The following is a 25,088-nucleotide window of genomic DNA, read 5'->3' as shown; positions in this document are numbered from 1 at the left end:
TTGTTTTTCGCGGTTTTCAGCCAGTATTTCTGCCCAGGAAGGTCAACAGTTACGTTCTGACAACATTCACGTCGGGCGTCAGTGAAGGGGGCTGGTGGGTGGTTAAACGCACCACACACCCGACAGCGTTACGAAGTGCTACTCGTCATGACAATTGTACACGCCATGTACAGCTATTGACGGGAACCTGTCCCAACCTTCACAGTCTCACTACTTGCATGCGTGTTAGGCAACCATGGAGACATCTGCACTATGAGCACCAGTCTTCAGCCACTTGGCCACCTGTCACCGGGTCAAGATCTAAACGGCTATATTCAGTCGGTGAACCGTATCGCTGTGCTTACTGCCGAAGAAGAGCATGAGCTGGCCCTGCGGTTGCATGAAGAGAATCATCTGGAGTCGGCCCGTCGACTCGTCATGTCGCACCTGCGCTTCGTCGTGCATATCGCGCGCAGCTACAGCGGCTATGGCTTGCAGCAGGCGGACCTGATCCAGGAAGGTAACGTCGGCCTGATGAAGGCGGTCAAGCGTTTCGACCCGCATCAGGGCGTACGCCTCGTCTCCTTTGCCGTGCATTGGATCAAGGCCGAGATTCACGAGTTCGTGTTGCGCAACTGGCGCATCGTGAAGGTCGCGACCACCAAGGCTCAGCGCAAGCTGTTCTTCAACCTGCGTGGCGCCAAGAAGCGCCTCGCCTGGTTGAACAACGATGAAGTGGATGCCATCGCGGGTGATCTGGATGTCAAACCTGCCGTGGTGCGTGAGATGGAAAGCCGTCTCTCCGCCCACGATGCAGGCTTCGACGCCGGCCCCAGCGACGACGAGAGCTCTGCCTATCAGGCGCCGGTCAACTATCTGGAAGATCACAGCCTCGATCCGGCTGCCCAGGTGGAACAACAGGATCTGGAAGACGACTCCCACGGTCGTCTGCTCAAGGCGCTGGCGGCACTGGATGAGCGCTCACGCGACATCCTCCAGCAGCGTTGGCTGAGCGACAACAAGTCGACTCTGCACGAGCTTGCTGACATCTATGGCGTCTCTGCCGAGCGTATCCGTCAGCTCGAGAAGAACGCGATGAAGAAGCTGCGTGAATCGATGGGTGACATGAGCGAAGGCTTCGCTGCCTGAGCTTTATGACCTCATGATATGAGCCCGCGATTTTCAGGCTCGCTGTCACGTGAAAAGCCCCGCCGGGTTTCCCGGCGGGGCTTTTCGTTGAGGGAGAGTGGATCGCGAGGCATCCGTCGTTATTGGTTGAACAGTGCAACATAATGTTTCATTCTGTCACACTAAGTCATGAAGCATTTCTACTGGTGACCCTGTGGACCCGATTTCCTCGCACGTCAATAGCACACATTCGCTGTGGCGAATCTTTGGGCTCAATGCGGCCTTGATGGTGGTATTGGGTGGCCTGTTTCTGGCCAGCCAATGGTTTGACGTGCGTGAACAGGAAATGCGCCGCCTGGAGCTGCTGGATACCCAGTTGCATATCTCCACCGAGCAGCTGATCGCCAATGTCTCGCGCGAGATGATGGTGCTGGAGCGCGTGTTGGGCAGTGAAGGCAAGGAGCTATGGCGTGGCTCGCTGGATAGCGCGCTGGGCCGTCATCCCTCTCTGGTCTCGCTGATGGTGGTGCCGTTTGCCGATTACCGCGGCAGTAGCCTGCGTCAGATCGGCGTGGGGCGCAGTTGCAGCTGGCAGCTGACCCAGCCGGAAGCCCAGGCGCTGCCCGGACGCAGCAGCCTGCTGTTCGGCTCCGCACTGCCGCTGGCGTCCGGTCAGCCGGGCTTGCCGTTCTACCGTCACATGGATATCGACGGCATGTCCTGGCTGCTGATCGGCTGCCTGGATTTCTCCGAGTCACGTAGTCTGCTGGCCAACCCTAATTCCGATGATGGGCAGCGCCTGCGCCTGTTCTCCACCAACGGTCTGCTGCTGTTCTCGAGCCCCCAGGAGCATGCGCTGGGCGTGACCGGCAAGCTGCCGTTGTCCTCGATGGCCAACATGGGCAAGTACATCTCCGAGCGTGGTGTGCGCCGCTACCATGTGCCGGGCTTCGACGGCCGGCCGCGCATGGCGGCGGGCAGCTTTATCGCACCGCTCAAGCTGTTCAGCGTCGTGAGTCAGCCGATCTCCAGCCTGTGGTGGCTGTGGTGGAATCGTATCTGGTTCGGCATGCTGCTCGGCGGCATCTTCCTGGTCGTGCTGGTGGTCATGGTGGCGCGTGCCGAGCGCAAGCGCGCTGAGCGCCACGATGAGCTTGAGGGCGCGCTCGAGTCGATGACGGCGCGTTCTCGCACTCTGGTGACGTTGATGGATAACCTGCCGGGCGTGGTATATCGCATCGAGGTCAATACTGGAGTGCTGACCTTCATCAGCAACGGCTCGGCCGAGCTGTTCGGTCGCTCGGCCGAATCACTGGTCGGCGCCGGCATCACCCTGACCGAGCTGATCCATCAGGAAGACCGTCAGTCCGTCAGCGCCGCCCGCCACTGGGCGATGTGCGCGCAGATGCGCCATGAGCAGGTCTTCCGCATCATCGCCGACCATGAGCGTTGGGTGCTGGACCGCAGCGTGATGATCGATAGCGAGGATGGCGTGCGCTACTGGGAAGGCCTGCTGCTGGACATCAGTGCGCACAAGGAATCCGAGCGTCAGCTCGATTTTCTGGCGCGCCATGATGCCCTGACGGGGCTCTATAACCGCAAGGCCTTCATGGCAGCGGCCGACGAGCGCGTCACGGCGGGTGGCTTGATGATCTACGCCGATATCGACCGTTTCTCGACCGTCAACGATGGCCTGGGCCATGAGGCGGGTGACCAGCTGCTGGTCGCGGTTGGCGAGCGTCTGCGTCGTCTGCTGCCACCGGGCGGTCTGGTGGCGCGCCTGGGGGCCGATGAGTTCGGCCTCTACCTGCCGCATGGCAATGATGATCCGGCGCAGGTAGTGGAGGAGATCCAGCAGAAGGTCGAGCGTCCCTTTACGATTCTGGGTCGCCCGCTGATCATCAGTCTGACGGCAGGCTATGTGCTGTCCGAGACCAATGGCGATGCCCAGGCGCTGATGCTGAATGCCGATGTGGCGCTCTATCACGCCAAGTCGCGCGGCGATCATGCGCTGTGCTGGGAGTCGTCGCTGGACAAGCATGTCGCGTCGCGCATGACGCTGGAACAGGACCTGCGTCAGGCCATCGGCAGCGAGCAGCTCTATCTGCATTACCAGCCGCAGCTGGATAGCCACGGTGAACTGCAGGGTGTCGAGGCGCTGCTGCGCTGGCAGCATCCGGAGCTGGGCATGATCTCGCCAGCCCAGTTCATTCCGCTGGCCGAGGAGACCGGCCTGATCTTCCGTCTCGGGCGTTTCGTGCTCGAGGAGGCCTGTGCCCAGATGGTGCGCTGGCAGGACGCCGGCCTTCACATGCCGCGCATGGCGGTCAATCTGTCGGCGCGCCAGCTGACCTCGGGCTACGAGAACGAAGTCTTCGGCGTGCTGGAAAGCCAGAAGCTGTCGCCGACGCGGCTGGAAGTCGAGGTGACCGAGACGCTGCTGATCCAGGACATGGAAGGGGGGCTTGCCGTGCTCGGCGCGCTGCGCGAGCTGGGCGTGCGTGTGGCGCTGGATGACTTCGGGCAGGGCTATTCGTCGCTGTCCTATCTGTCATTCCTGCCGCTGGATGTGCTCAAGGTCGACCGCAGCTTCGTGATGAAGATGGATGCGGTCGCCGGCTCTGACGGCGGTATCCGCTGTCCCAATCAGCAGGCTATCCAGCTGGTCGGCGCCGTGATCAGCCTGGGGCACTCGCTGGGCCATGAGATCGTCGCCGAGGGAGTCGAGACGGACGTGCAGTTCGAGGAGCTCAAGCGACTGGGCTGCGACACCTATCAGGGCTACCTGCTGGCGCGGCCGATGTCCGCCGAGGCCATACTGGAGCGCTTCAGCGTCAACGCCTGAGGCGCTGTCCGTGAAGTCCGCCCCCCCCCACTCCATCCCACCCCACCCGGTGGTGACATGAGAAGGCCTGACCCAGCAAAAACGCCCCGCCTGCAATGACTGCAGGCGGGGCGTTCTTTTTGGTGCGGTGCATGCGCGCGGGGCAAGACCCTCAGACGGCAATGCGCTCCTGACTGCTCAGCAGCAGGTCGCGGCTCAGCAGCTGCCACTGGTCTTCCCAGTGCTCGGTCGGGCGCTTGCGATAGTCGCTGCGCACATACTGGGCGATGCGGCCTTCCGCACACGCCATCAGCAGGTTGGCCGCTGCCGTGACGGTGATGGCCGGTCGCAGTCCTTCGCGAGGTTCGGCTTCGCGCAGCACCTGCTTGATCTGCGTCTCGAGACGCTCGAACAGCTGCGCCATGCGCGTGCGCAGGCGTGCCGTCTCGCCGGTGAGGGCATCACCGTTGAGGAGGCGACATAGCCCCGGGTTCTTCTCGGCAAAGCCCAGCAGCAGGCTCAGGATGTGATGCACCCTGGCATGCGCGGTGTCGTTGTCCTGAATGATCAGCGCGATACGCTCGAACAGCGTGCTCTCGATGAATTCGATCAGTCCTTCGAACATGCGTGCCTTGCTGGGGAAGTGACGATAGAGCGCCGCCTCCGAGACACCGACCTGTCGTGCCAGTGCTGCAGTCGTGATGCGTTTGCCGCTGTCCTCTTCCAGCATCAGAGCGAGTGCCTGGAGGATCTGTTCGCGACGTGATTGTTTTGGATTCGCCTGCGTCATGGAATCTTGTCGTTTATCGCGGCCTGCAGCAGTGTGCTACGGGCGGGTCCGTGTCCTGAGGCATGTCGCTTGCCTCGCGCGAAACACCGGGGCCGAGCCCCGGCTTGTCACCTTACGCCTTGTCAGTGTCTGCTTCCGCGTTGCTGATCAACGTGCCGACCCCGGCATTGGTGAAGATTTCCAGCAGGGTCGCATGTGGCACGCGGCCGTCGATGATGTGGGCGCTGCGCACACCTTGCTTCACGGCGTCCAGTGCACAGCTGATCTTGGGCAGCATGCCACCGTAGATGGTGCCATCCTCGATCAGGCCATCCACCGCCTCGGTGGTCAGGCCGGTCATGACTTCGCCTTGTGCGTTCATCAGGCCAGCCACGTTGGTCAGCAGCATCAATTTCTCCGCGCCCAGTGCCTCGGCGACCTTGCCGGCGACCAGGTCGGCATTGATATTGTAGCTGCGGCCCTCGGCATCGACCCCGATGGGCGCGATGACGGGAATGAAATCGTTGCGCGTCAGCAGTTCGATCAGGTCCGTGGAGACATGCTCGACTTCACCGACATGACCAATGTCGATGATTTCAGAGGCATTCATGCCCGGTGTCTGGCCGCTGACCTTGAGCTGACGGGCACGAATCTGGCCACTGTCCTTGCCGGTCAGGCCGATGGCCTTGCCGCCACTCTGGTTGATCAGGTTGACGATGCCCTTGTTGACCAGGCCGCCCAGCACCATCTCGACCACGTCCATGGTCTCGGAGTCCGTGACGCGCATGCCATCGACGAAGCGTGATTCGATGTTCAGCTTCTCGAGCAGTGCGCCGATCTGCGGGCCGCCGCCATGCACGACCACCGGATTGATGCCGACTTCCTTCATCAACACCATGTCGCGAGCGAAGGAGTCGATCAAGGCTTCTTCGGTCATGGCGTTGCCGCCGTACTTGACCACCACGGTCTTGCCCGAGAACTGCTGGATGTAGGGCAGGGCTTCGGACAGGACCTCGACCACCTGATGCGGGTCGCGGTTGGCGTGGCTCATCAGCGTATCACTCCACAGAAAATGGTCCGGAAAGAGAGTCCGGACACTGTCACTCGAAACGGTCTTTCAGCACGCGCGGTGCGCGCTGTCATGCAAATCGGTTGCTTCAGACACCTGATGCGCCCGGAGGAGCGGCTGCAGTGCCTGGCAAGGAGAGGGCGGCGATCAAGCGGCAGACCGCCGCCCCGTTGCGACTCATGCCATCCTGTCGATGGCGAGCCTATGCGGGATCAGAACGGTGCCTGAAGGCTCGGCTCGGCCTGCTTGAGCGCAGCGCGGAAGCTGTCCTTGATGCGCTCCAGTGCGGCTTCCGACTTGCCTTCGAAGCGCAGTACCAGCATCGGCGTGGTGTTGGAGGCGCGGCACAGGCCCCAGCCATCGGCGTAGTCGACACGAATGCCGTCCAGCGTTGTCTTGACACCATCGCTGCCGAAGTCGCCTTCACTGGCCAGTCGCTCGACGATAGCGAACTTGTTCTCGTCGGTCACTTCCACATTGATCTCGGGGGTGCCGAGGTCCTGCGGGAAACGGGCGAAGAAGGTGTCGGCATCGACATCCTGCTTGGCGAGGATTTCCAGCAGACGTGCAGCGCCGTAGATGCCGTCATCGAAGCCGAACCAGCGTTCCTTGAAGAAGATGTGGCCGCTCATCTCGCCGGCCAGTGCCGCGCCGGTTTCCTTCATGCGTGCCTTGATCAGCGAGTGGCCGGTGCGCCACATTTCCGGTGTGCCGCCGGCCTTCTCGATCACGGTCGCCAGATTGCCGGTGCACTTGACGTCAAAGATGATGCGCGCGCCCGGCACGCGCTCGATCAGGTCTTCCGACAGCGCCATCATCAGGCGGTCCGGGTAGAGAATCTCGCCCTTGGGCGTCACGACGCCGAGGCGGTCGCCGTCACCATCGAAGGCCAGACCGATGTCCGCGCCGGTTTCCTGCATGGTCTTGATCAGATCCTGCAGGTTTTCCGGCTTGCCCGGGTCCGGGTGGTGATTCGGGAAGTTGCCGTCGATCTCGTCGAACAGCGGCACGGTGTCGACGCCCAGGCGGCGGATCAGCTCCGGGCCCAGCTCGCCGGCCACGCCGTTGCCGCAATCGACCACGGCCTTGAGCGGACGCTTGACGACCACATCACCGGTGATCTGCTCCAGATAGCGCTCACGCACGTCCTCTTCACGCAGGCTGCCTTCGCCTTGTGCCAGATCGCCTTCCTGCAGGCGACGATAGAGGTCGGTGATGGTGTCGCCGGACAGGGTCTCGCCGGCCAGCACGATCTTCAGGCCGTTGTAGTTGGCCGGGTTGTGGCTGCCGGTCAGCATCACGCCGGAGCGTGTGCCTTCCAGGATATTGGTGGCGTAGTAGAGCACCGGTGTCGGCACCATGCCGATGTCGACGACATCACGGCCGGCATCGCGCAGGCCCGCGATCAGCGCCTTGGACAGGCGCGGGCCGGAGAGACGGCCGTCACGCGCGACCACGACGGTGGATTCACCGCGTGCCGCGGCTTCGCTGCCGATGGATTGGCCGATGGCGCGCACGCCGTCTTCGGTGAGGGTCTCATCCACGATGCCACGGATATCGTAGGCGCGGAAAATTGAAGCGGGTACCTGACTCATGGTGCATCCCTGTCGGTTGAATCAATCGTGAAGTCGCTTGAGGCGTCATGCGTCTCGAACGCTATCGCTGCATGACGATCAGTGTGAAAACCTGCATGGCTTCCTTGTGACCGGAAGCCCGGCTGCCGGTGCGAGCCTGCCGCCGGCTGCCCTGTGGCATGGCGGGGCAATCAGTGGCGACCGGAGTGGCCGAAGCCGCCTTCGCCGCGCTGGCTGGCCTCGAATTCGGAGACTTCCACCAGTTCCGCCTGTACCACTGGCACTAGCACGTACTGTGCCAGACGCTCGCCGGGTTCCAGCACGAACTCGCTTTCGCCGCGGTTCCAGACCGAGATCATCAGTTCGCCTTGGTAGTCGGAATCGATCAGGCCGACCAGATTGCCCAGCACGATGCCGTGTTTGTGCCCCAGGCCGGAGCGCGGGAGGATCATGCCGGCCAGTGCGGGGTCGGCGATATGGATCGCCAGTCCGGTGCGCACCAGCTCACAGGCGCCCGGTGCCAAGGTCAGCGGCGCGTCGAGCAGTGCGCGCAGGTCCATGCCAGCGCTGCCGGGAGTGGCGTGATGCGGCAGCGGGTAATCGCGAACGCGCTCGTCGAGAATCTTGAGTTCGAGCCGGGGGCGGGTCATCTAAGGTGCTTCCTGGTCGTCGGTGACAGTCGGTGTAACGGTCTGGATGGCAGGGTCGAGGCTGACCCTGTGCTGATGGAGTGCCAGGGCGCGCTTCAGAATCGCGCGCGCCAGTTCCGTCTTGGGACAGGCCGCGATGGCCTGTTCGTGTTGCGTGTTCTGATCGAGCGGTTGCCACAGCAGGGTGGCGGCATTGCTGTCGCTGCCGAAGCCAAGGCCCGGCGTGCTCACATCATTGGCGACGATCATGTCGAGCTGTTTACGCGCGAGCTTGTCGCGTGCATAGCGCAGCACATCGCGGGTCTCGGCGGCGAAGCCGATCACCAGTGGCGCCCGCTGACCGGCGGCACGGCGTGCCTGCGTCTGGGCGGCGATACCGGCGATGATATCCGGATTGCGGGTCAGCGTGACCTGCATCTGCTCCTCGCCTGACTGTTTCTTGAGCTTATGGTCGGCGACCGTGGCCGGGCGGAAGTCGGCGACTGCCGCGCAGCCGATGAAGAGGTCGCTCTCGCCGGCGGCCGCCTCGGCGGCGGCCTGCATGTCCAGCGCGGATTCGACATCGATGCGCTCGACGCCAGTCGGGGTCGTCAGTGCCACCGGGCCACTGATCAGGCGCACGCTGGCGCCCAGCGCCGCGGCCTCGGCGGCCAGCGCATAGCCCATCTTGCCGGAGCTGTGATTGCTCAGGTAGCGCACCGGGTCCAGTGGCTCGCGGGTCGGGCCGGCGGTGATGGTCACCGTCAGGCCTGCGGCCGACAATGACATCTCATTGCTCTGGCGGCCGGGGTTGCTCTGGCTCATGAGGTCGGCCAGCGCCGCGACGATCTCTTCCGGCTCCAGCATGCGGCCCGCGCCCACGTCGCCACAGGCCTGTTCGCCGCTGGCTGGGCCGAGCAGCGTCCAGCCATCGGCACTGAGCTGACGGGCATTGCGCTGGGTGGCGGGGTGCGCCCACATGGCCTGATTCATCGCCGGGGCCATCACCCAGCGCGCGCTGTTGGCCAGGCACAGGGTAGTGAGCAGATCATCGGCATGGCCATGCACCAGGCGGGCCATCAGGTCGGCGGTGGCGGGCGCGATCAGGATGACCTCCGCCCAGCGGGCCAGCTCGATATGCCCCATGCCGGCCTCGGCTTCGGGGTCCAGCAGGGAGGTGTGCACCGGATTGCCCGACAACGCCTGCAAGGTCAGCGGTGTAATGAAGGCTTGAGCTCCTTCGGTCATGGCGATGCGCACCTCACAGCCCGCCTTTTTCAACAGGCGGGTGATCAGAGCGGCCTTGTAGGCCGCGATGCCGCCACTGATGCCCAGCAGAATGCGCCTTCCGGCGAGTGAATGCATGGTGTGTCCTGCGTCCCTGATGCGTCGATTGCTACGCTCGCGCGTTTGCCCTCTACCATATCACCGTGATGCAACCTTGCGTAGCGCCACTGGCCCGCGACGCCGAGTGTCGCTTTGGTCCATGCGAGCGCTCGCTTCATGGGGCGGGGCTGTCATCTGATGGCATGCAGGGATCAGACACAGGCCCGCAGGGCGGCAAGCGTTGATGCTCACGATGGCGAAAGAGACCGCGTGTGACCACTCTTCTCATGCTTTGGACTGTCAGCCATTCGGGCGACAGGGGATGGGAGAAGAGTGCATGGGGATTCGAGAGTGGCCGGTCGGAGAGCGTCCGCGTGAGAAGCTGTTGTCGTCAGGGGCAGGGGCCTTGTCAGATGCCGAGCTGCTGGCCATCTTTCTGCGCGTGGGTATAAAAGGGCGTTCGGCGGTGGATCTGGCGCGCGACCTGCTGAACACCTTCGGCGGTCTCAGGCCGTTGCTGGAGGCAACCCAGCAGGACTTCTGCGCAGCGCGCGGACTGGGTGACGCCAAGTATGTGCAGCTGCAGGCTTCGCTTGAGCTGTCGCGTCGCCATCTGGAGAGCCTGTTGATGCGCGGGGCCGCCCTGACATCGCCCCTATTGGTGCGGCGCTATCTTTCCTCGCATCTGCGCGACCTGCCGCATGAGGTGTTCGCCGCGCTGTTTCTCGACAGTCAGCATCGCGTCATCCGCTTCGAGACGCTCTTCACCGGCACGCTGGACGCCGCCGCCGTCTATCCTCGCGAAGTGGTCAAGCGGGCGCTGGCCCTCAATGCCGGCGCCCTGATTCTCGCTCACAACCATCCCTCTGGCGTCGCGGAACCCAGCGAGGCCGACCGGCGCATCACGCAGCGCCTGGAAGAGGCACTGGGACTTTTCGATATTCGTGTGCTGGATCACTTCGTGGTCGGGGACGGCGAGGTGGTCTCGTTTGCCGAGCGCGGCTGGCTCTAGTTGGGGGTGTCGAGGAGGCTGAGGCGCTGAGTGCCCGATGACGGCACAGCCCCCGCCAGGTGCGGTCGTCACTGGCGTGAGAAATGCGCAGGGATTGCAAACCAGGGCACTGGTTGTGGTAATGTTGCGCCTCCCGTATCACCCACCACAGAATTCGCGACCACTCTGGCCGACATTGGCTGAGTGAAGCGTTTGGCTGAGAAGCGTCTGTACCGATGTGACACCTCGGGCAAGGGCGTGCTGGCGAAAAAAATCCGTATAGGACGTGCTTTCACGTTCCTCTTCGGGTAAAATGCTGCGCCTGCACGTTCCAGCACCCGAAAGCTTGTCTTCCGGAACGGACGTAAACACTTTGAAATCAGGGCATGAGGCGGCGCCTGCCACTTCCGGTTTGCCCGACAGGTTTTGAACAACTTAGCCAACGCAGCGGTTGGAGGCTCCAATGTCCAAAGTATGTCAGGTTACCGGCAAGCGCCCGGTGACTGGTAACAATGTTTCTCACTCCCAGCGCAAGACTCGTCGCCGGTTCCTGCCGAACCTGCACATCCACCGTTTCTGGGTTGAATCCCAGCAGCGCTTCGTCAAGCTGCGCGTCTCTACCAAGGGCATGCGCATCATCGACAAGAAGGGTATCGACGAAGTCCTCAAGGACCTCACTGCACGTGGCGAGCGCTTCTAAACATTAGAAGACAGCCCCTGTAGCAATGGCAACCGAGCCGAGGGCAACGCTCTCAATCGCTCGGTGAATGCGACTGTGGAAGGAAACTGAAAATGCGTGACAAGATCAAGCTGGTGTCAAGTGCCGGTACTGGCCACTTCTACACCACCGACAAGAACAAGCGTAACACTCCGGACAAGCTTGAATTCAAGAAGTACGATCCGGTCGTTCGCAAGCACGTGATGTACAAGGAAGCCAAGATCAAGTGATCTTGTCTCCCGCCAGCGTGCTGTCGGAACCCTCGAAAACCCGGTCCTGACCGGGTTTTCGAGTATCTGGATGTCGCTGTTATGGGCATCCTGCAACAGGGTGGCGGCTTCTGTCGTCACCCTGTTGTGCGTCTGGCGGTCAGTCGAGGAGAGAACATGCCCGAATTACCGGAAGTCGAGACGACCCGTCGCGGTATCGCGCCGCTGGTCGAGGGCCAGGAGGTCACCGAGGTGATCGTGCGTCAGCCGCGTCTGCGCACCCCCGTGCCCGGCGAGCTCGCCGAATGGCTGGTGGGTCAGCGTTTCGGCACGCTTGCGCGTCGCGCCAAGTACCTGCTGTTGCCGATCGCCGATGGCCATCTGCTCTGGCACCTGGGCATGTCCGGTAGCCTCAGACTGGTGCCCATCGGCACGCCGCCACGCACGCATGATCATGTCGATGTCGTGCTCGGCAGCGGCCATGTGCTGCGCTATCACGACCCACGTCGCTTCGGCTTCGTCGACTTCGTACGCGGTGACCCGCATGCCGATAAGCGCCTGGTGCGACTCGGGCCGGAGCCGTTGTCCGATGCCTTCGATGGCGAGCACCTCTTTGCGCGCTCCCGCAAGCGCCGCGTGGCGATCAAGCCGTTTCTGATGGACAACGCCAATGTGGTGGGCGTGGGCAATATCTACGCAAGCGAAGCGCTGTTCATGGCGGGTGTCGACCCGCGCCGTCCTGCCGGTGAAGTGACGCGCGAGGAGTGCGAGCGCCTCGCCAACGCCGCCAGCAGCGTGCTGGCCGCGGCGATCGCCCAGGGCGGCACCACGCTGCGTGACTTCGTCGGCGGAGATGGCAAGCCGGGCTACTTCGCGCAACGCCTCAACGTCTACGGGCGGGGTGGCGAGCCATGCCGCGAATGCGGCCACGAGATCATGAGTCTGGTGCTGGGCCAGCGCGCCAGTTGCTTCTGCCCATATTGTCAGCGCTAGCGGCGAGCCGCATCAGACCACTGCTTGACCGGGGGCTCCGTGACCGGGGCCGCCATGACGACTAGAATAGGCCCGTTCGGGCGCGTCCTGTCGTCGTCCTGTCCCTTCCTCTGCTTTCTGGATATTTCCCGTGACTGAACGTCTGCGCCTGAAGAAGAATGCTGATCGCCGCCTCAAGGCCGGCCATCTGTGGCTGTACTCCAATGAAGTCGATACCGTCGCGACGCCGCTCAAGAACTTCGAGCCGGGCGCCCAGGCCATCATCGAGGCCAGCAATGGGCGAGCGATGGGTGTTGCCTACGTCAACCCGAACTCGCTGATCTGCGCGCGCATCGTGTCGCGCAACCCGGAACAGCGTCTGGATCGCTCGCTGCTGGTGCACCGCTTCAACCAGGCGCTGTCGCTGCGCGAGAGCCTTTATGACAAGCCGTTCTATCGTCTGGTCCACGGCGAAGGCGACCTGCTGCCGGGCCTGATCGTCGATCGCTTCGGCGACGTGCTGGTCTGTCAGCTCAATACCTTCGGCATGGAGCGTCTGGCGGAAGTGATCGTCGATGCGCTGCTCAAGGTCGTCAAGCCGACAGCCATCGTGTTCAAGAACGATTCCAGCGGTCGTCGTCAGGAACAGCTCGAGCGCAACGTCGAAGTCGTCTATGGCGAGCTGCCGGAAAGCGTGCTGCTGGAGGAGAACGGCGTCCAGTTCACGGCGCCGGTGCTCGACGGCCAGAAGACCGGCTGGTTCTACGACCACCGCGCCAACCGTGACTGGTTGAACCGTCAGGTCGAAGGCAAGCGCGTGCTGGACCTGTTCAGCTACGTCGGCGGTTGGGGCGTGCAGGCGGCGGCGCATGGCGCCAGCGAAGTGCTGTGTGTCGATGCTTCCGGCGCGGCGCTCGAGCATGTTTCGGACAACGCCGTGCTCAATGGTGTCGAGGGCCGCGTTTCCATCGCGGAGTCGGATGTCTTCGAGGCCCTCTCGGCCCTGCGTGCGGAAGGTGAGCAGTTCGACGTCATCATCGCGGATCCGCCCGCCTTCATCCGCAAGCGCAAGGACATCACCAACGGCGAGCGCGCCTACGCACGCCTCAACCGTGAAGCCATGCGCCTGCTGGGTCGTGACGGTCTGCTGATGTCCGGCTCCTGCTCCATGCATCTGGCGCCGGAGCGCCTGATGGATGTGGTACGTGGCGCCGTGCGTCACCAGGACCGCCATGGTCAGGTCATCTTCCAGGGCCATCAGGCCAGTGACCACCCGGTGCATCCGTCCATCCCCGAGACGTCCTACCTCAAGGCCCTCGGTGTGCGCGTCTATCGCGACTGATGACGCCTGACGGATATCAGGACTGATGGCTGTGCCATCCGGCATCGATGACAACGCCGCCCTTCGGGGCGGCGTTGTCGTCTGTGGCTTGTGAGTCGCTTGTGGCTTGTGAGTCGCTTGTGGCTTGGGTGACGGTTGTGGCTTGAGTGTCGGCTATGGCCTGTCTATCGACTGCAGCCCGCTTTTGACTAATCGTCCATGGCTCATGGACTCTGATAGTCTGACGGCATGTATAGACGACTGACATCTCATCACAATCTCGTGCTGCTCGATCACTGGCGGAACCTGCTGGAAAGCGAGGGCATCCCCTGTGAGCTGCGCAATCGCCTGCTCGGCTCGGCCGCGGGTGAGTTGCCCGTGCTCGACTGCGAGCCCCAGCTGTGGGTGGCAGAGCATGACCTTGCGCATGCCCGCCGCCTGCTGGCGAGCATCGAGGCCGCGCCGGTCCTGCCGGACTGGCAGTGTGCCTGTGGCGAACGTCTCGAGGGCAGCTTCAGCGAGTGCTGGGCGTGTGGGGCAAGTGCGCCGCAGCGGCCCGCACCACAGGCGCCCCCGCGCGATGAGGACCCGGAGTTCGTGGCATGAGCAAAGGCACCCCGAAGGCGAGCGACTCGCCGCCGTTGACGCAAGATTCCCCCGGCTGGGCACTGCCACGCCCGTTCCTGTTGCCGATCAGCGTGAAGAAGAAGGCGCTGGATGGTTATGGTCACGTCAACAATGCCGAGTATGTGCGCTGGCTGGAGGACATCAGCTGGGCACACTCCGAAGCGTTGGGGCTTGGCCTGGCACATTACCGTGAGCAGGACCGCGGCATGGCGGTCCACCGTCACGAGATCGACTATCTGGCCAGTGCGCGACTTGGCGATTCACTGATGCTGGCGACCTGGCTGGTGGATTGCGATGGTCGCTTGAGTCTGACGCGTCGTTTCCAGTTGCGCCGTTGCTCGGATGGCCAGACGCTGCTGGAGGCGCGCACGCGCTTTGTCTGCATCGAGCTCTCGAGTGGACGGGCCCGACGCATGCCCGGCGCCTATCGTGAATGCTATTCGGCGGCGCTGGTGAGTGAGGAAACTGCCAGTCAGCGATGATTCCTCGCATTCCACTGCATCATGGGCGTGTTTTGGTGAATCTTGCTGGTATCTGATTGGCGAGACGCTGACGAGTCTGCTGTGCTTGTAGCAGGCGTCGTGATGACGTCAGCGTATTCCGCCAGCAGTGCAAGGAGTTCACCATGCAGATTGCCGTGCCGAAGGAAATCAAGAACCACGAGTATCGCGTCGCTCTCACGCCTGCCGGTGTGCGTGAGCTGATCGCCCAGGGCCATGAGGTGATCGTCGAGTCTGGCGCCGGGGAGGGCAGTGGCTACCCCGATGCCGAATACCAGGGCGTGGGCGCGCGTCTTGAGTCGGACGTCGAGCGGGTCTTTCGCGACGCCGAGCTGATTCTCAAGGTCAAGGAGCCGCAGCCTGCCGAGGTGGCGCGGCTCACCTGCGGCCAGACCCTGTTCACCTATCTGCATCTGGCGGCCGCTCGTGAGCTGACCGAGGGTCTGCTGGAGAGCGGCGTGACGGCCATCGCCTACGAGACCATCACGGATGCCGACGGAGGCCTGCCGCTGCTGGCACCCATGAGTCGTGTCGCCGGACGCATGGCGATCCAGGCCGGCGCGCACGCGCTGGAAAAGGCGCAGGGTGGCATGGGCGTGCTGTTGCCCGGCGTGCCCGGTGTGCCGCCGGCGCGGGTCACGGTGATCGGTGGCGGTGTAGTGGGGGAGAACGCGGCACGCATGGCGCTGGGGCTGGGCGCCGAGGTGGTGATTCTTGATACCTCACTGGCGCGCCTCGAGACGCTGGATCATCGCTATCAGGGCCAGATTCGTACCGTCTACTCGACCTCCGAGGCGCTGGAGGAAGCGGTGCGGCAATCGGCATTGATCATCGGTGCCGTGCTGGTGCCCGGGGCGGCGGCCCCCAAGCTGATTCGCCGCGAGCATCTGCGCAAGATGACGCCAGGCGCCGTGCTGGTGGATGTCGCCATCGATCAGGGCGGCTGCTTCGAGACCAGTCAGGCGACCACTCACGCCGAGCCGACCTACGTGGTGGATGGCATCGTGCATTACTGTGTGGCCAACATGCCCGGCGCGGTGGCACGGACCTCGACCCAAGCGCTGACCAGCGCGACACTGCCGTATATCGTGCGCCTCGCCAATGGCGGCTATCGCGAGGTGCTGAGCCGGGACAGCCACTTTGCCGCGGGCCTCAATGTGCACGCGGGGCAATTGATCCTGCCGGAAGTCGGCGAGGCCTTCGACATGCCCGTCACTGCACTCGCCGAGGCACTGGGGAAGGATTGAGGCGAAGGAGTGAGCCGGGCGCGCCGGCCCTTACGAAGGCTGCACGCCTCAGGGTAAGATGTGGGACATATAGCGACAGGTCATGGTGGCGGCGTTCGAGGGATTCGAGCGGGCGCTGCCGCGACCTGTCGTGATCCATTGTGAGTGAGTGCGGCCCCGCGGCACGACCTCCCGACCCAGACGCCCAAGAAGTGCATCCATGACCAAGACCCGCGTTCTTACCGGCATCACGACCACCGGCACCCCTCATCTCGGCAACTATGTCGGCGCCATCAAGCCTGCCATCGAAGCCAGTCAGGACCCGACGGTCCAGTCCTTCTACTTCCTCGCCGACTTCCACGCCCTGATCAAGTGCCAGGACCCGAAGCGCGTGCAGGAATCGCGTCGTGAGATCGCCGCCACCTGGCTGGCACTGGGTCTGGACACCGACAACGCCATCTTCTATCGCCAGTCGGACGTGCCTGAAATCCCGGAGCTGATGTGGCTGCTCAACTGCGTGTGCGCCAAGGGCTTGATGAACCGTGCGCATGCCTACAAGGGCGCCGTGGCCGAGAACGAAGAGAGCGGCATCGAGGATCTCGATCGCGGCATCAGCATGGGGCTGTTCAGCTATCCGGTGCTGATGGCGGCGGACATCCTGATGTTCAATGCGCACAAGGTGCCGGTGGGGCGTGACCAGATCCAGCACATCGAGATGGCGCGCGACATGGCCGGACGCTTCAACCACCTCTTCAAGGGCAACTACTTCACCATGCCCGAGGCGGTGACCGACGAGAAATCCCAGCTGCTGCTGGGCCTCGATGGCCGCAAGATGTCCAAGAGCTACAACAACACCATTCCGCTGTTCGGCACCGAGAAGCAGCTGCTCAAGAGCGTGCGCAAGATCAAGACCAACTCGCTGGAACCGGGCGAGCCGAAGGACCCGGATACCTGTTCGCTGTTTCAGATCTATTCGGCCTTCGCCACCGAGGCGGAAGTCGCCGCCATGCGTGAGCAGTACGCGGCCGGCATCGGCTGGGGCGACGCCAAGAACCAGCTGTTCGAATACCTGAATGATCACCTCAAGGCGCCGCGCGAGCGTTACGTCGAGCTGATGGAAGACCCGGCGCACGTCGAGGCGATCCTCAAGCGTGGCGCCGAGCGTGCCCGTGAAGAGGCCGCACCGATGATGGAGCGTCTGCGTCGCGCTGTAGGTCTGGGCAACTTCCTCTAGGTCGCCCGTCCACGCTGCTCGATCGGCCCCCGTCATCTTCCCGGATGGCGGGGGTTTCTGTTGTTGGCGCCGTCGCTTCAGAGGGCGGCGTCATCGGGGCTGTCGGGCTGATGGCGTCCGGGGTGTGATGTCAGGCATATACCTGAAGGGAATGAAAAGCATGCTGGAAATTCATTCACAGCTATAAAGCGACGCGTTAGGCTTGCCGCATCAATGCTTCAAGCATACTGAATACACAAGGGGGTACGACATGAGTCAACACGCGATGCCGGGCAAGGCCAGTGAGCCTGCCCAGCCGTCTACCACCATCAATCCTCGCGCCGTCTGGGCGGGTGGGCTGCTGGTCATTGCCTCAGTGCTGCTGAGTCTGGTCGCCGGCTGGCGCCAGGGTCTGCTGTTGCTGATCGGTGGCGCGCTGGGCGTGGTGCTCTATCACGCGGCCTTCGGCTTCACCTCCGCCTGGCGAGTGTTCATCACCGAGCGTCGTGGTCGCGGCCTGCGTGCCCAGATGCTGATGCTGGCGATCGCCGTGGTGCTGTTCTTCCCGGTGCTGGCCTCGGGCAGTCTGTGGGGGCAGGAGGTCTCCGGTTTCGTCTCGCCGCTGGGCACCTCCGTCGTGGTCGGCGCCTTCCTGTTCGGCCTCGGCATGCAGCTGGGTGGCGGTTGCGCCTCGGGCACGCTGTTCACCGTCGGTGGCGGCAATGCGCGCATGGTGATCACCCTGATCTTCTTCTGCGTCGGCTCGGTGATCGGCACCGCGCACTTCAGCTGGTGGCAGAGCCTGCCGTCGCTGCCCGCCGTCTCGCTGGTGGACAGCTTCGGTGCACTGGGCGGCATCATCGTCAGCCTGGTGCTGTTCGCCATCATCGTGCTGGTGACACGCACGCTGGAGAAGCGTCGTCACGGTGAGCTCGAGAAGGCCGCCGTGACCGATAGTCAGCCGCGTGGCCTGTCACGTTTCCTGCGCGGCCCCTGGCCACTGCTGGCGGGCGCGGTGGCGCTGGCGTTGCTCAACTTTGCCACCCTGGCCCTGGCGGGGCGCCCGTGGGGCATCACCTCGGCCTTCGCGCTGTGGGGCACCAAGGTCTACACCACACTGGGCTTCGATGTCAGTGACTGGGGTTACTGGCAGGCGGCGGGCAATGCCAAGGCACTGGCGGCACCGCTCTACACCGACATCACCACGGTAATGAACATCGGCATCGTGGTGGGGGCGCTGGCGGCGGCGCTGCTGGCCGGCAAGTTCGCACCGAAGTGGAACATTCCGCTGCGCTCGCTGGTGGCTGCCGTGCTGGGTGGCCTGCTGCTGGGCTACGGCGCGCGCCTGGCCTTCGGCTGCAACATCGGCGCCTACTTCGGCGGCATCTCCTCCGGTAGCCTGCATGGCTGGCTGTGGCTGGTGATGGCCTTCGCCGGTAACATGCTGGGCGTGAAGCTGCGTCCCTTCTTCGCCCTTGCGCCGCGCAAGCCGGCGTCGCGTGCCGATCTGGCCTGAGCCATTCCTCGCACGTGACTGCGAACGCCTCGCTCCTTCCCCGCCAGGGGGATGAGCGGGGCGTTTCTCGTCATGCAGTACCCTTGTCTGCGCAACGCACGCCAACCTTGCGCAGGCTGCCGGAGATAGCACTGCGCGTGCTATCATCATGCCTTGTTCGCACGTGGAAACTGCACGTCGAAAGGTCCCTCGGACGCCCGGTTGCCAGCAGGTCTTCTGCGGTGCTTCAGCGGGCATGCTGCGCTTGTCTGCCGGCATGCCGAAAGCTTGCCGAGCGTGAGGTCGTCCCCACTGATTCAAGAGTCTCGCCATGACGGATACTTCCAAGCGCGCCCTGTATGTTCCTTACGCCGGCCCGAGCCTGCTCGAGATGCCGCTGCTCAACAAGGGCAGCGCCTTCAGCCTCGAGGAGCGTGTCAGCTTCAATCTGATGGGCTTGCTGCCGCAGAATGTCGAGAGCATCGAAGAGCAGGTCGCGCGCGTCTACAGCCAGTATCAGCAGTGCGCTACCGACCTCGACAAGCACATACTGTTGCGCTCTGTGCAGGACGACAACGAGACCCTGTTCTTCCGTGTGATCGAGGAACACCTCGAGGAGATGATGCCGATCATCTACACCCCGACCGTCGGTCAGGCGTGCGAGGAATTCTCCAACATCTACCGCAACCACCGCGGCCTGTTCATCTCCTACCCGGATCGCGAGCACATGGATGACATCCTGCGCTCCGCGACCAAGGACAACGTCAAGGTCATCGTCGTCACCGATGGCGAGCGTATCCTGGGGCTGGGCGATCAGGGCATCGGCGGCATGGGTATCCCCATCGGCAAGCTGTCGCTGTACACCGCCTGTGGAGGCATCAGCCCGGCCTACACGCTGCCGATCTCGCTGGATCTTGGCACCAACAACCAGAAGCTGCTCGACGACCCGCGCTACATGGGCTGGCGTCACGAGCGCGTCACCGGTGATGACTACAACGCCTTCATGGCCGAATTCATCACTGCCGTGAAGCGTCGCTGGCCGAAGGCCATGATCCAGTTCGAGGACTTCGCGCAGGCCAACGCCATGCCGCTGCTCGAGCGTTACCGCGATGAAGTGTGCTGCTTCAACGACGACATCCAGGGCACCGCCTCCGTCGTGGTCGCGACTCTGATGGCGGCCTGCAAGGCCAAGGGCGAGAAGCTCTCCGACCAGCGCGTCACCTTCCTGGGTGCCGGTAGCGCCGGCTGCGGTATCGCCGAGATGATCGTGGTGGCGATGGTCAAGGAAGGCATGGACGAGGCCGAGGCCCGCAAGCGCGTCTTCATGGTCGATCGCTTCGGTCTGCTGACCAGCGACATGGAAGGCCTCTACGACTTCCAGAGCCGTCTGGCCCATGACGTCGACAGCGTGACCGACTTCGGTGACCGCGGCCTGCTGGATGTGGTCAAGGCCGCCAAGCCGAGCGTACTGATCGGTGTGTCCGGCCAGCGTGGCCTGTTCAGCGAAGACGTGATCCGTGCCGTGCAGGCCGGCTGCGAGAGCCCGCTGGTGATGCCGCTGTCCAACCCGACCTCACGCGTCGAAGCGACACCGGCAGAAGTCATCGAGTGGACCGACGGCAAGGCGCTGGTCGCCACCGGCAGCCCGTTCGCGCCGGTCGAGCACAATGGCCATACCCACGCGATCGCTCAGTGCAACAATGCCTACATCTTCCCGGGCATCGGTCTGGGTGTGCTGGCGTCCAATGCCTCACGCATCACCGACAACATGCTGATGGCCGCCGCCAACGCGCTGGCCAACAACGCTCCCATCGTCCTGAAGGGCGAGGGCGCGCTGCTGCCGTCACTTGGCGACATCCAGGATATCAGCCGTCAGATCGCCTTCGACGTGGCGCGTCAGGCCCAGACCGATGGTGTGGCGCTGACCTCCAGCGACGAGATCATCCAGGCCAACATCGAGAAGAACTTCTGGCAGCCGCGTTACCGCGCTTACCGTCGCAAGGCATTCTGATCGCGCCTGCGCCGTCATTGAGCGCATGGTACAGACTGCGTAAATGAAGAAGCCCCCGCAGGCCATGCCTGCGGGGGCTTTTGTGTGGCAGTCAGCGCTGCGGTGAGCGGCTGGCGGGTTACAGCATGCCGCGCAGCACGTAGTGGAGGATGCCGCCGTGGCGGTAGTACTCCAGCTCGTTGTCGGTATCGATGCGGCACAGCGCCTCGATCTTCTGCTCACCCTTGTCGCTCTTGAAGGTGACCTGGACCTTGCCGCCGGCCGTCAGGTCATTCAGGCCGCTGATGCTGATTTCCTCATCACCGGTCAGCCCCAGCGACTGGCGGCTCTCGCCTTCGGGGAACTGCAGCGGCACCACGCCCATGCCGATCAGGTTGGAGCGATGGATGCGCTCGTAGGACTCGGCGATCACCGCACGCACGCCCAGCAGCAGGGTGCCCTTGGCGGCCCAGTCACGTGAGGAGCCGGTGCCGTACTCCTTGCCGGCGACGACTACCAGCGGCGTGCCTTCCTCGGCGTACTTCATGGCGGCATCGTAGATGGCCATCTGCTCGCCGGACGGTACGTGGCGGGTCTCGCCGCCCTCGACACCATCGAGCATCTCGTTGCGGATACGCACGTTGGCGAAGGTGCCGCGCATCATCACTTCGTGGTTGCCGCGACGCGAGCCGTAGGAGTTGAAGTCCTTGACCTCGACCCCGTTCTCCTTGAGGTAACGACCCGCCGGGCTGTCCGGCTTGATGGCGCCGGCCGGCGAGATGTGGTCGGTGGTCACCGAGTCGCCGAGCATCGCCAGCACGCGGGCATTCTCGACATCCTGAACGGCTTCGGGCTCACGCTGCATGCCTTCGAAGAACGGCGGATGCTGGATGTAGGTGGAATCCTTCCACTCATACACTTCGGCTTCCGGTACCTCGATGGCCTGCCAGGTCTCATCACCGTCGAAGACCTCGGCGTACTCCTTGCGATACATCTCGGTGCGTACCTGCTCGACGGCCTCGGCGATCTCGGCCTGACTCGGCCAGATGTCCTTGAGGAAGACGTCATTGCCCTCGGTGTCCTTGCCCAGCGGCTCCTTGGAGAGATCGACCCGTACGGTGCCGGCGAGAGCATAGGCGACCACCAGGGGCGGCGACGCCAGCCAGTTGGTACGCACGTTGGGATGCACGCGACCCTCGAAGTTGCGGTTGCCCGACAGCACCGAGGCGACCGTCAGGTCGCGCGCATTGATGGCGTCCTCGACCGGTTCCGGCAGCGGCCCGGAGTTGCCGATACAGGTGGTGCAGCCATAGCCGACCAGGTTGAAGCCCAGCTCGTTGAGGTCATCCTGCACGCCGGCAGTCGCCAGGTAGTCAGTGACGACCTTGGAGCCCGGCGCCAGAGAGGTCTTGACCCACGGCTTGCTGCTCAGGCCTTTCTCGCGCGCCTTGCGCGCCACCAGGCCTGCCGCCAGCATCACGCTGGGGTTGGAGGTGTTGGTGCAGGAGGTGATGGCGGCGATGACCACATCACCGTGGTCGAGACGGAAGGTCTCGCCATCCAGCTCGCTGTAATCGCCGTTCTTCACCTCGCTCTGCTTGTCGTAGCTCTGCTTGACATCGACGGCGGTCTGGCCACCCTCGGACAGCCACTTGCCGTCCTCGATGTCCGGCACTTCTCCCAGTTGATCACCGAGAATCTTCTCGAAGGTCTGCTTTATGTCAGTGAGCGCGACTCGGTCCTGCGGGCGTTTGGGGCCAGCGAGGGAGGCGACGACATCAGTCATGTCCAGCTCGAGCGTATCGGAGAAGACCGGTTCGTGGCCCGGTTCGCGCCACAGGCCCTGCTCCTTGGCATAGGCCTCGACCAGCGCGACCTGCTCATCGGAGCGACCGGACAGACGCATGTAGTTGAGCGTCTCGTCATCCAGCGGGAAGAAGCCGCAGGTAGCGCCATACTCCGGCGCCATGTTGGCGATGGTCGCGCGGTCGGCCAGCGGCAGGTCATCCAGGCCATCACCGTAGAACTCGACGAATTTGCCGACCACGCCGCGGCTTCTCAGCATCTGGGTGACGGTCAGTACCAGGTCCGTCGCGGTGATGCCTTCGTTGAGCTTGCCGGTCAGCTTGAAGCCGACCACTTCCGGAATCAGCATCGAGACCGGCTGGCCGAGCATCGCGGCTTCCGCCTCGATACCGCCGACGCCCCAGCCGAGAACGCCGAGGCCGTTGATCATGGTGGTATGGGAGTCGGTGCCGACCAGGGTGTCAGGGTAGGCGAAGGTCTTGCCATCCACTTCACGTGTGAAGACAGCGCGGCCGAGGTATTCCAGGTTCACCTGATGGCAGATACCGGTGCCTGGCGGGACGACGGAGAAGTTGTCGAAGGCCTGCTGGCCCCAGCGCAGGAATTCGTAACGTTCGCGGTTGCGCTCCATCTCGATGCGCACGTTGTCCTTGAAGGCGCTCGGATCGCCGTAGTGATCCACCATCACCGAGTGGTCGATGACCAGGTCCACCGGAGTCAGCGGATTGACCTTCTCGGGGTCGGCGCCGAGCTTCTTGACGGCGTCACGCATGGAGGCCAAGTCGACCACACCGGGCACGCCGGTGAAGTCCTGCATCAGCACGCGCGCTGGACGATAGCCGATCTCATGGGTGCTGGAAGCGGTCTTCTGCCAGTCGGCCAGTGCCTTGATGTCTTCCTTGGTCGCGGTTTCACCGTCCTCGAAGCGCAGCTGGTTTTCCAGTAGCACCTTGAGCGTGAAGGGCAGTCGCGTCAGGTCGCCAAGCGTGTCGGCCGCCTTCTTGAGCGAGTAGTAGTGATAGCGCTTGTCTCCGACTTCCAGCTCGGAGAGGGTGTCAAGCGAATCCAGTGACTGAGAGCGCTGGGAACCCATGATTCTCCTCCTTGTCGTTGTCTTCACCGGCCAGACTGCTGAAGTGTCGTTCAACAGTCGCGTCAGGTGCCTCGGCCGGATGCGACGCGTCGCGAGAGCGACTGCCAGGTCGCGTATGGTTACCTGTATAAGGCTATGGTCATCATGTGACAGGAATTCAAGCGCACACCATCATCGAGAGTAGTGTGAAGCAAGGAACCCTGCGTCGCGTTCGCTGCCATAGAGTTTGCCGCCACGATTCTCGCGCGGCGTGAATGCGGCCTCTGAGGTATCCAATGCAATGGCATCCGAAACGGTGCCCCTCGCAACGTCCGTCGCGTTCACCATCAGGCACAACGGAGGCTGTCATGAACGATCAAGGGCGCAGGCCGAGCGAATCCGGCGAGCTGTTGGAAGATGATGAGGTTCTGGGTGCGGCGGTCGAGCAGTGGCTGGCGGAGCATTCCTCGGGGCAGTCCGATGAATGGCCGGGTCATGAGCTGCTGGATGATGAGGAGGGGCCGGTCAATGAGGCGCTGCATGAGGTGGAGATCAACTGTCCCTACTGCGATACGCCCTTCACGGTGTTTCTGGATCTGGACGAGGGCAGTCTGACCAACATCATTGATTGCGAGCGTTGCTGTCAGCCGATTCAGGTGCGCCAGCAGGTCGACCCGATCAGCGGGGAACTCGAAGGTCTGGATATCGGCCAGGATGACGACGTGCTGTGATGACCGCCTACGGCGTGATCACGTGAGCGCCGTGTGTGGCTGGCTTCCAAGGCAGGGTACCGGAGATGCTGTATTCTATGGGCGAGGTCACTTATGATCCTGACACTCGCTGTTGGCGTCATCGAGCTGCCATAGGCAATCTCTATGGTGGCGATTGCAGCAAACATTTGGCATCTGCCACACGTGGCGATTAGTCTGTGTGGCGATTCATCACAAAGGCGGTCCGCTGCCTTTATCATCATTATTCCTCAGGAGATCACCATGAGCGTATTGGTCGGACGTCAGGCCCCGGATTTCGAAGCCGCAGCAGTGCTGGGCGACGGTACCATCGTCGACAACTACAAGCTGTCTGATTCCAACGGCAAGCTGCGCGTGCTGTTCTTCTGGCCGCTGGACTTCACCTTCGTTTGCCCGTCTGAAATCATCGCCCACGACAACCGTCTGGCGAAGTTCAAGGAACTCGGCGTCGAAGTCATCGGTGTGTCCATCGATTCCCAGTTCACTCACCACGCATGGCGCAAGACCTCTCCGGACGCTGGCGGCATCGGTGAAGTCGGCTTCCCGATCGTGGCTGACGTCAAGCACGAAGTCACCCAGGCATACGGCATCGAGCATCCGGAAGCTGGCGTCGCTCTGCGCGCTTCCTTCCTGATCGACGAAGAGGGTGTCGTCCAGCACCAGGTCGTCAACAACCTGCCGCTGGGCCGTAACGTCGACGAGATGGTCCGCATGGTCAAGGCCCTGCAGTTCCACCAGACCAACGGCGAAGTCTGCCCGGCAGGTTGGGAAGAAGGTCAGGAAGGCATGAAGGACACCGCGGAAGGTGTTGCCAAGTACCTGGCAGGCCACTCCAGCAGCCTGTAAGTCGCTGCTGACGAGATCAGTTCATGCATTCCATGGCTGACTGATCGAGCGCCTG

The 25,088-nt window shown here is 63.2% G+C and carries 21 protein-coding genes; 15 read left to right on the top strand and 6 right to left on the bottom strand.

Annotated elements, in window-relative coordinates:
- Positions 1 to 252 precede the first annotated feature (252 nt).
- Together rpoH and NH396_RS13070 are read left to right on the top strand one after the other, a co-directional pair.
- The gene (gene rpoH, locus NH396_RS13075; protein WP_253064197.1) at positions 253 to 1,128 is read left to right on the top strand and encodes an RNA polymerase sigma factor RpoH; all 876 of its coding nucleotides are present in this window, start codon (positions 253 to 255) and stop codon (positions 1,126 to 1,128) included.
- A gap of 265 nt (positions 1,129 to 1,393) precedes the next feature.
- On the top strand, positions 1,394 to 3,952 hold the full coding sequence (locus NH396_RS13070; RefSeq protein WP_253064196.1) for an EAL domain-containing protein: 2,559 nt from the start codon (positions 1,394 to 1,396) through the stop codon (positions 3,950 to 3,952).
- 151 nt (positions 3,953 to 4,103) lie between these two features.
- Here NH396_RS13070 and slmA read toward each other — a convergent pair whose 3' ends face one another.
- From slmA to coaBC, 5 genes are all read right to left on the bottom strand, one after another.
- Complete coding sequence (slmA, locus tag NH396_RS13065) at positions 4,104 to 4,721, bottom strand: nucleoid occlusion factor SlmA (RefSeq protein WP_176678072.1); 618 nt, start codon at positions 4,719 to 4,721, stop codon at positions 4,104 to 4,106.
- Between the two features lie 112 nt (positions 4,722 to 4,833).
- The gene (argB, locus tag NH396_RS13060; RefSeq protein WP_043336279.1) at positions 4,834 to 5,751 is read right to left on the bottom strand and encodes an acetylglutamate kinase; all 918 of its coding nucleotides are present in this window, start codon (positions 5,749 to 5,751) and stop codon (positions 4,834 to 4,836) included.
- 230 nt (positions 5,752 to 5,981) lie between these two features.
- Positions 5,982 to 7,364 carry a phosphomannomutase/phosphoglucomutase gene (locus NH396_RS13055; RefSeq protein WP_253064195.1) on the bottom strand — a complete coding sequence of 461 codons (1,383 nt, stop codon included), beginning with the start codon at positions 7,362 to 7,364 and terminating at the stop codon, positions 5,982 to 5,984.
- A gap of 170 nt (positions 7,365 to 7,534) precedes the next feature.
- Positions 7,535 to 7,993: a dUTP diphosphatase gene (gene dut, locus NH396_RS13050; protein ID WP_043336274.1), complete on the bottom strand. Its 459-nt coding sequence runs from the start codon at positions 7,991 to 7,993 to the stop codon at positions 7,535 to 7,537.
- Positions 7,994 to 9,337, bottom strand: coding sequence for a bifunctional phosphopantothenoylcysteine decarboxylase/phosphopantothenate--cysteine ligase CoaBC (coaBC, locus tag NH396_RS13045; protein WP_253064194.1), 1,344 nt, complete (start codon positions 9,335 to 9,337; stop codon positions 7,994 to 7,996).
- Between the two features lie 298 nt (positions 9,338 to 9,635).
- On the opposite strand from coaBC, the gene radC reads away from it, so the two are divergent.
- The 11 genes from radC to NH396_RS12990 all read left to right on the top strand — a co-directional run bounded on the left by radC (position 9,636) and on the right by NH396_RS12990 (position 20,581).
- Positions 9,636 to 10,310: a DNA repair protein RadC gene (radC, locus tag NH396_RS13040; protein WP_043336272.1), complete on the top strand. Its 675-nt coding sequence runs from the start codon at positions 9,636 to 9,638 to the stop codon at positions 10,308 to 10,310.
- Between the two features lie 442 nt (positions 10,311 to 10,752).
- Positions 10,753 to 10,989 carry a 50S ribosomal protein L28 gene (gene rpmB, locus NH396_RS13035; protein ID WP_176678068.1) on the top strand — a complete coding sequence of 79 codons (237 nt, stop codon included), beginning with the start codon at positions 10,753 to 10,755 and terminating at the stop codon, positions 10,987 to 10,989.
- Positions 10,990 to 11,081: 92 nt separating this feature from the next.
- Positions 11,082 to 11,237, top strand: coding sequence for a 50S ribosomal protein L33 (gene rpmG, locus NH396_RS13030; protein ID WP_016417370.1), 156 nt, complete (start codon positions 11,082 to 11,084; stop codon positions 11,235 to 11,237).
- Between the two features lie 156 nt (positions 11,238 to 11,393).
- Complete coding sequence (mutM, locus tag NH396_RS13025) at positions 11,394 to 12,209, top strand: bifunctional DNA-formamidopyrimidine glycosylase/DNA-(apurinic or apyrimidinic site) lyase (protein ID WP_253064193.1); 816 nt, start codon at positions 11,394 to 11,396, stop codon at positions 12,207 to 12,209.
- A gap of 130 nt (positions 12,210 to 12,339) precedes the next feature.
- Positions 12,340 to 13,530 (top strand): class I SAM-dependent rRNA methyltransferase, encoded by a 1,191-nt coding sequence (locus tag NH396_RS13020; RefSeq protein ID WP_253064192.1) that lies wholly within the window; start codon positions 12,340 to 12,342, stop codon positions 13,528 to 13,530.
- Between the two features lie 228 nt (positions 13,531 to 13,758).
- On the top strand, positions 13,759 to 14,115 hold the full coding sequence (locus NH396_RS13015) for a DUF2007 domain-containing protein (protein WP_176678065.1): 357 nt from the start codon (positions 13,759 to 13,761) through the stop codon (positions 14,113 to 14,115).
- Positions 14,112 to 14,618: a thioesterase family protein gene (locus NH396_RS13010; protein ID WP_253064190.1), complete on the top strand. Its 507-nt coding sequence runs from the start codon at positions 14,112 to 14,114 to the stop codon at positions 14,616 to 14,618. Before NH396_RS13015 ends, NH396_RS13010 begins: the two co-directional genes overlap by 4 nt.
- A gap of 143 nt (positions 14,619 to 14,761) precedes the next feature.
- Positions 14,762 to 15,883, top strand: coding sequence for an alanine dehydrogenase (gene ald / locus NH396_RS13005; protein ID WP_253064189.1), 1,122 nt, complete (start codon positions 14,762 to 14,764; stop codon positions 15,881 to 15,883).
- A 199-nt stretch (positions 15,884 to 16,082) separates the two neighbouring features.
- Complete coding sequence (locus NH396_RS13000; RefSeq protein ID WP_043333050.1) at positions 16,083 to 17,096, top strand: tryptophan--tRNA ligase; 1,014 nt, start codon at positions 16,083 to 16,085, stop codon at positions 17,094 to 17,096.
- A 265-nt stretch (positions 17,097 to 17,361) separates the two neighbouring features.
- On the top strand, positions 17,362 to 18,591 hold the full coding sequence (locus NH396_RS12995; RefSeq protein WP_366071732.1) for a YeeE/YedE family protein: 1,230 nt from the start codon (positions 17,362 to 17,364) through the stop codon (positions 18,589 to 18,591).
- Between the two features lie 310 nt (positions 18,592 to 18,901).
- Positions 18,902 to 20,581, top strand: a complete 1,680-nt coding sequence (locus NH396_RS12990; protein WP_253064187.1) for an NAD-dependent malic enzyme — start codon at positions 18,902 to 18,904, stop codon at positions 20,579 to 20,581.
- A gap of 118 nt (positions 20,582 to 20,699) precedes the next feature.
- On the opposite strand, the gene acnA is transcribed toward NH396_RS12990, so the two are convergent.
- Positions 20,700 to 23,459 (bottom strand): aconitate hydratase AcnA, encoded by a 2,760-nt coding sequence (gene acnA / locus NH396_RS12985; RefSeq protein WP_253064185.1) that lies wholly within the window; start codon positions 23,457 to 23,459, stop codon positions 20,700 to 20,702.
- A 347-nt stretch (positions 23,460 to 23,806) separates the two neighbouring features.
- Here acnA and NH396_RS12980 point away from each other — a divergent pair, with 347 nt between their 5' ends.
- Complete coding sequence (locus tag NH396_RS12980; RefSeq protein ID WP_253064183.1) at positions 23,807 to 24,169, top strand: CPXCG motif-containing cysteine-rich protein; 363 nt, start codon at positions 23,807 to 23,809, stop codon at positions 24,167 to 24,169.
- A 261-nt stretch (positions 24,170 to 24,430) separates the two neighbouring features.
- Positions 24,431 to 25,033, top strand: a complete 603-nt coding sequence (locus tag NH396_RS12975; protein WP_176678058.1) for a peroxiredoxin C — start codon at positions 24,431 to 24,433, stop codon at positions 25,031 to 25,033.
- Positions 25,034 to 25,088: the final 55 nt, after the last annotated feature.

Origin of the sequence: Cobetia sp. Dlab-2-AX (genome assembly GCF_024124625.1) — a bacterium.
Taxonomy (GTDB): domain Bacteria; phylum Pseudomonadota; class Gammaproteobacteria; order Pseudomonadales; family Halomonadaceae; genus Cobetia.
Note: the sequence above shows the minus strand (reverse complement) of the source record. Positions and strands in the feature narration are given on the sequence as shown.

Bases quoted from the DNA above. Each gene is read 5' to 3' on its own strand.
- NH396_RS13010 (WP_253064190.1), top strand. From the start codon at position 14,112: ATGAGCAAAGGCACCCCGAAGGCGAGCGACTCGCCGCCGTTGACGCAA.
- rpoH (WP_253064197.1), top strand. From the start codon at position 253: ATGAGCACCAGTCTTCAGCCACTTGGCCACCTGTCACCGGGTCAAGAT.
- coaBC (WP_253064194.1), bottom strand. From the start codon at position 9,337: ATGCATTCACTCGCCGGAAGGCGCATTCTGCTGGGCATCAGTGGCGGC.
- ald (WP_253064189.1), top strand. From the start codon at position 14,762: ATGCAGATTGCCGTGCCGAAGGAAATCAAGAACCACGAGTATCGCGTC.
- NH396_RS12975 (WP_176678058.1), top strand. From the start codon at position 24,431: ATGAGCGTATTGGTCGGACGTCAGGCCCCGGATTTCGAAGCCGCAGCA.
- rpmG (WP_016417370.1), top strand. From the start codon at position 11,082: ATGCGTGACAAGATCAAGCTGGTGTCAAGTGCCGGTACTGGCCACTTC.
- rpmB (WP_176678068.1), top strand. From the start codon at position 10,753: ATGTCCAAAGTATGTCAGGTTACCGGCAAGCGCCCGGTGACTGGTAAC.
- slmA (WP_176678072.1), bottom strand. From the start codon at position 4,721: ATGACGCAGGCGAATCCAAAACAATCACGTCGCGAACAGATCCTCCAG.
- acnA (WP_253064185.1), bottom strand. From the start codon at position 23,459: ATGGGTTCCCAGCGCTCTCAGTCACTGGATTCGCTTGACACCCTCTCC.
- NH396_RS13055 (WP_253064195.1), bottom strand. From the start codon at position 7,364: ATGAGTCAGGTACCCGCTTCAATTTTCCGCGCCTACGATATCCGTGGC.
- NH396_RS13000 (WP_043333050.1), top strand. From the start codon at position 16,083: ATGACCAAGACCCGCGTTCTTACCGGCATCACGACCACCGGCACCCCT.
- NH396_RS13070 (WP_253064196.1), top strand. From the start codon at position 1,394: ATGGTGGTATTGGGTGGCCTGTTTCTGGCCAGCCAATGGTTTGACGTG.
- NH396_RS12990 (WP_253064187.1), top strand. From the start codon at position 18,902: ATGACGGATACTTCCAAGCGCGCCCTGTATGTTCCTTACGCCGGCCCG.
- argB (WP_043336279.1), bottom strand. From the start codon at position 5,751: ATGAGCCACGCCAACCGCGACCCGCATCAGGTGGTCGAGGTCCTGTCC.
- NH396_RS12980 (WP_253064183.1), top strand. From the start codon at position 23,807: ATGAACGATCAAGGGCGCAGGCCGAGCGAATCCGGCGAGCTGTTGGAA.
- radC (WP_043336272.1), top strand. From the start codon at position 9,636: ATGGGGATTCGAGAGTGGCCGGTCGGAGAGCGTCCGCGTGAGAAGCTG.
- NH396_RS12995 (WP_366071732.1), top strand. From the start codon at position 17,362: ATGCCGGGCAAGGCCAGTGAGCCTGCCCAGCCGTCTACCACCATCAAT.
- dut (WP_043336274.1), bottom strand. From the start codon at position 7,993: ATGACCCGCCCCCGGCTCGAACTCAAGATTCTCGACGAGCGCGTTCGC.
- NH396_RS13015 (WP_176678065.1), top strand. From the start codon at position 13,759: ATGTATAGACGACTGACATCTCATCACAATCTCGTGCTGCTCGATCAC.
- mutM (WP_253064193.1), top strand. From the start codon at position 11,394: ATGCCCGAATTACCGGAAGTCGAGACGACCCGTCGCGGTATCGCGCCG.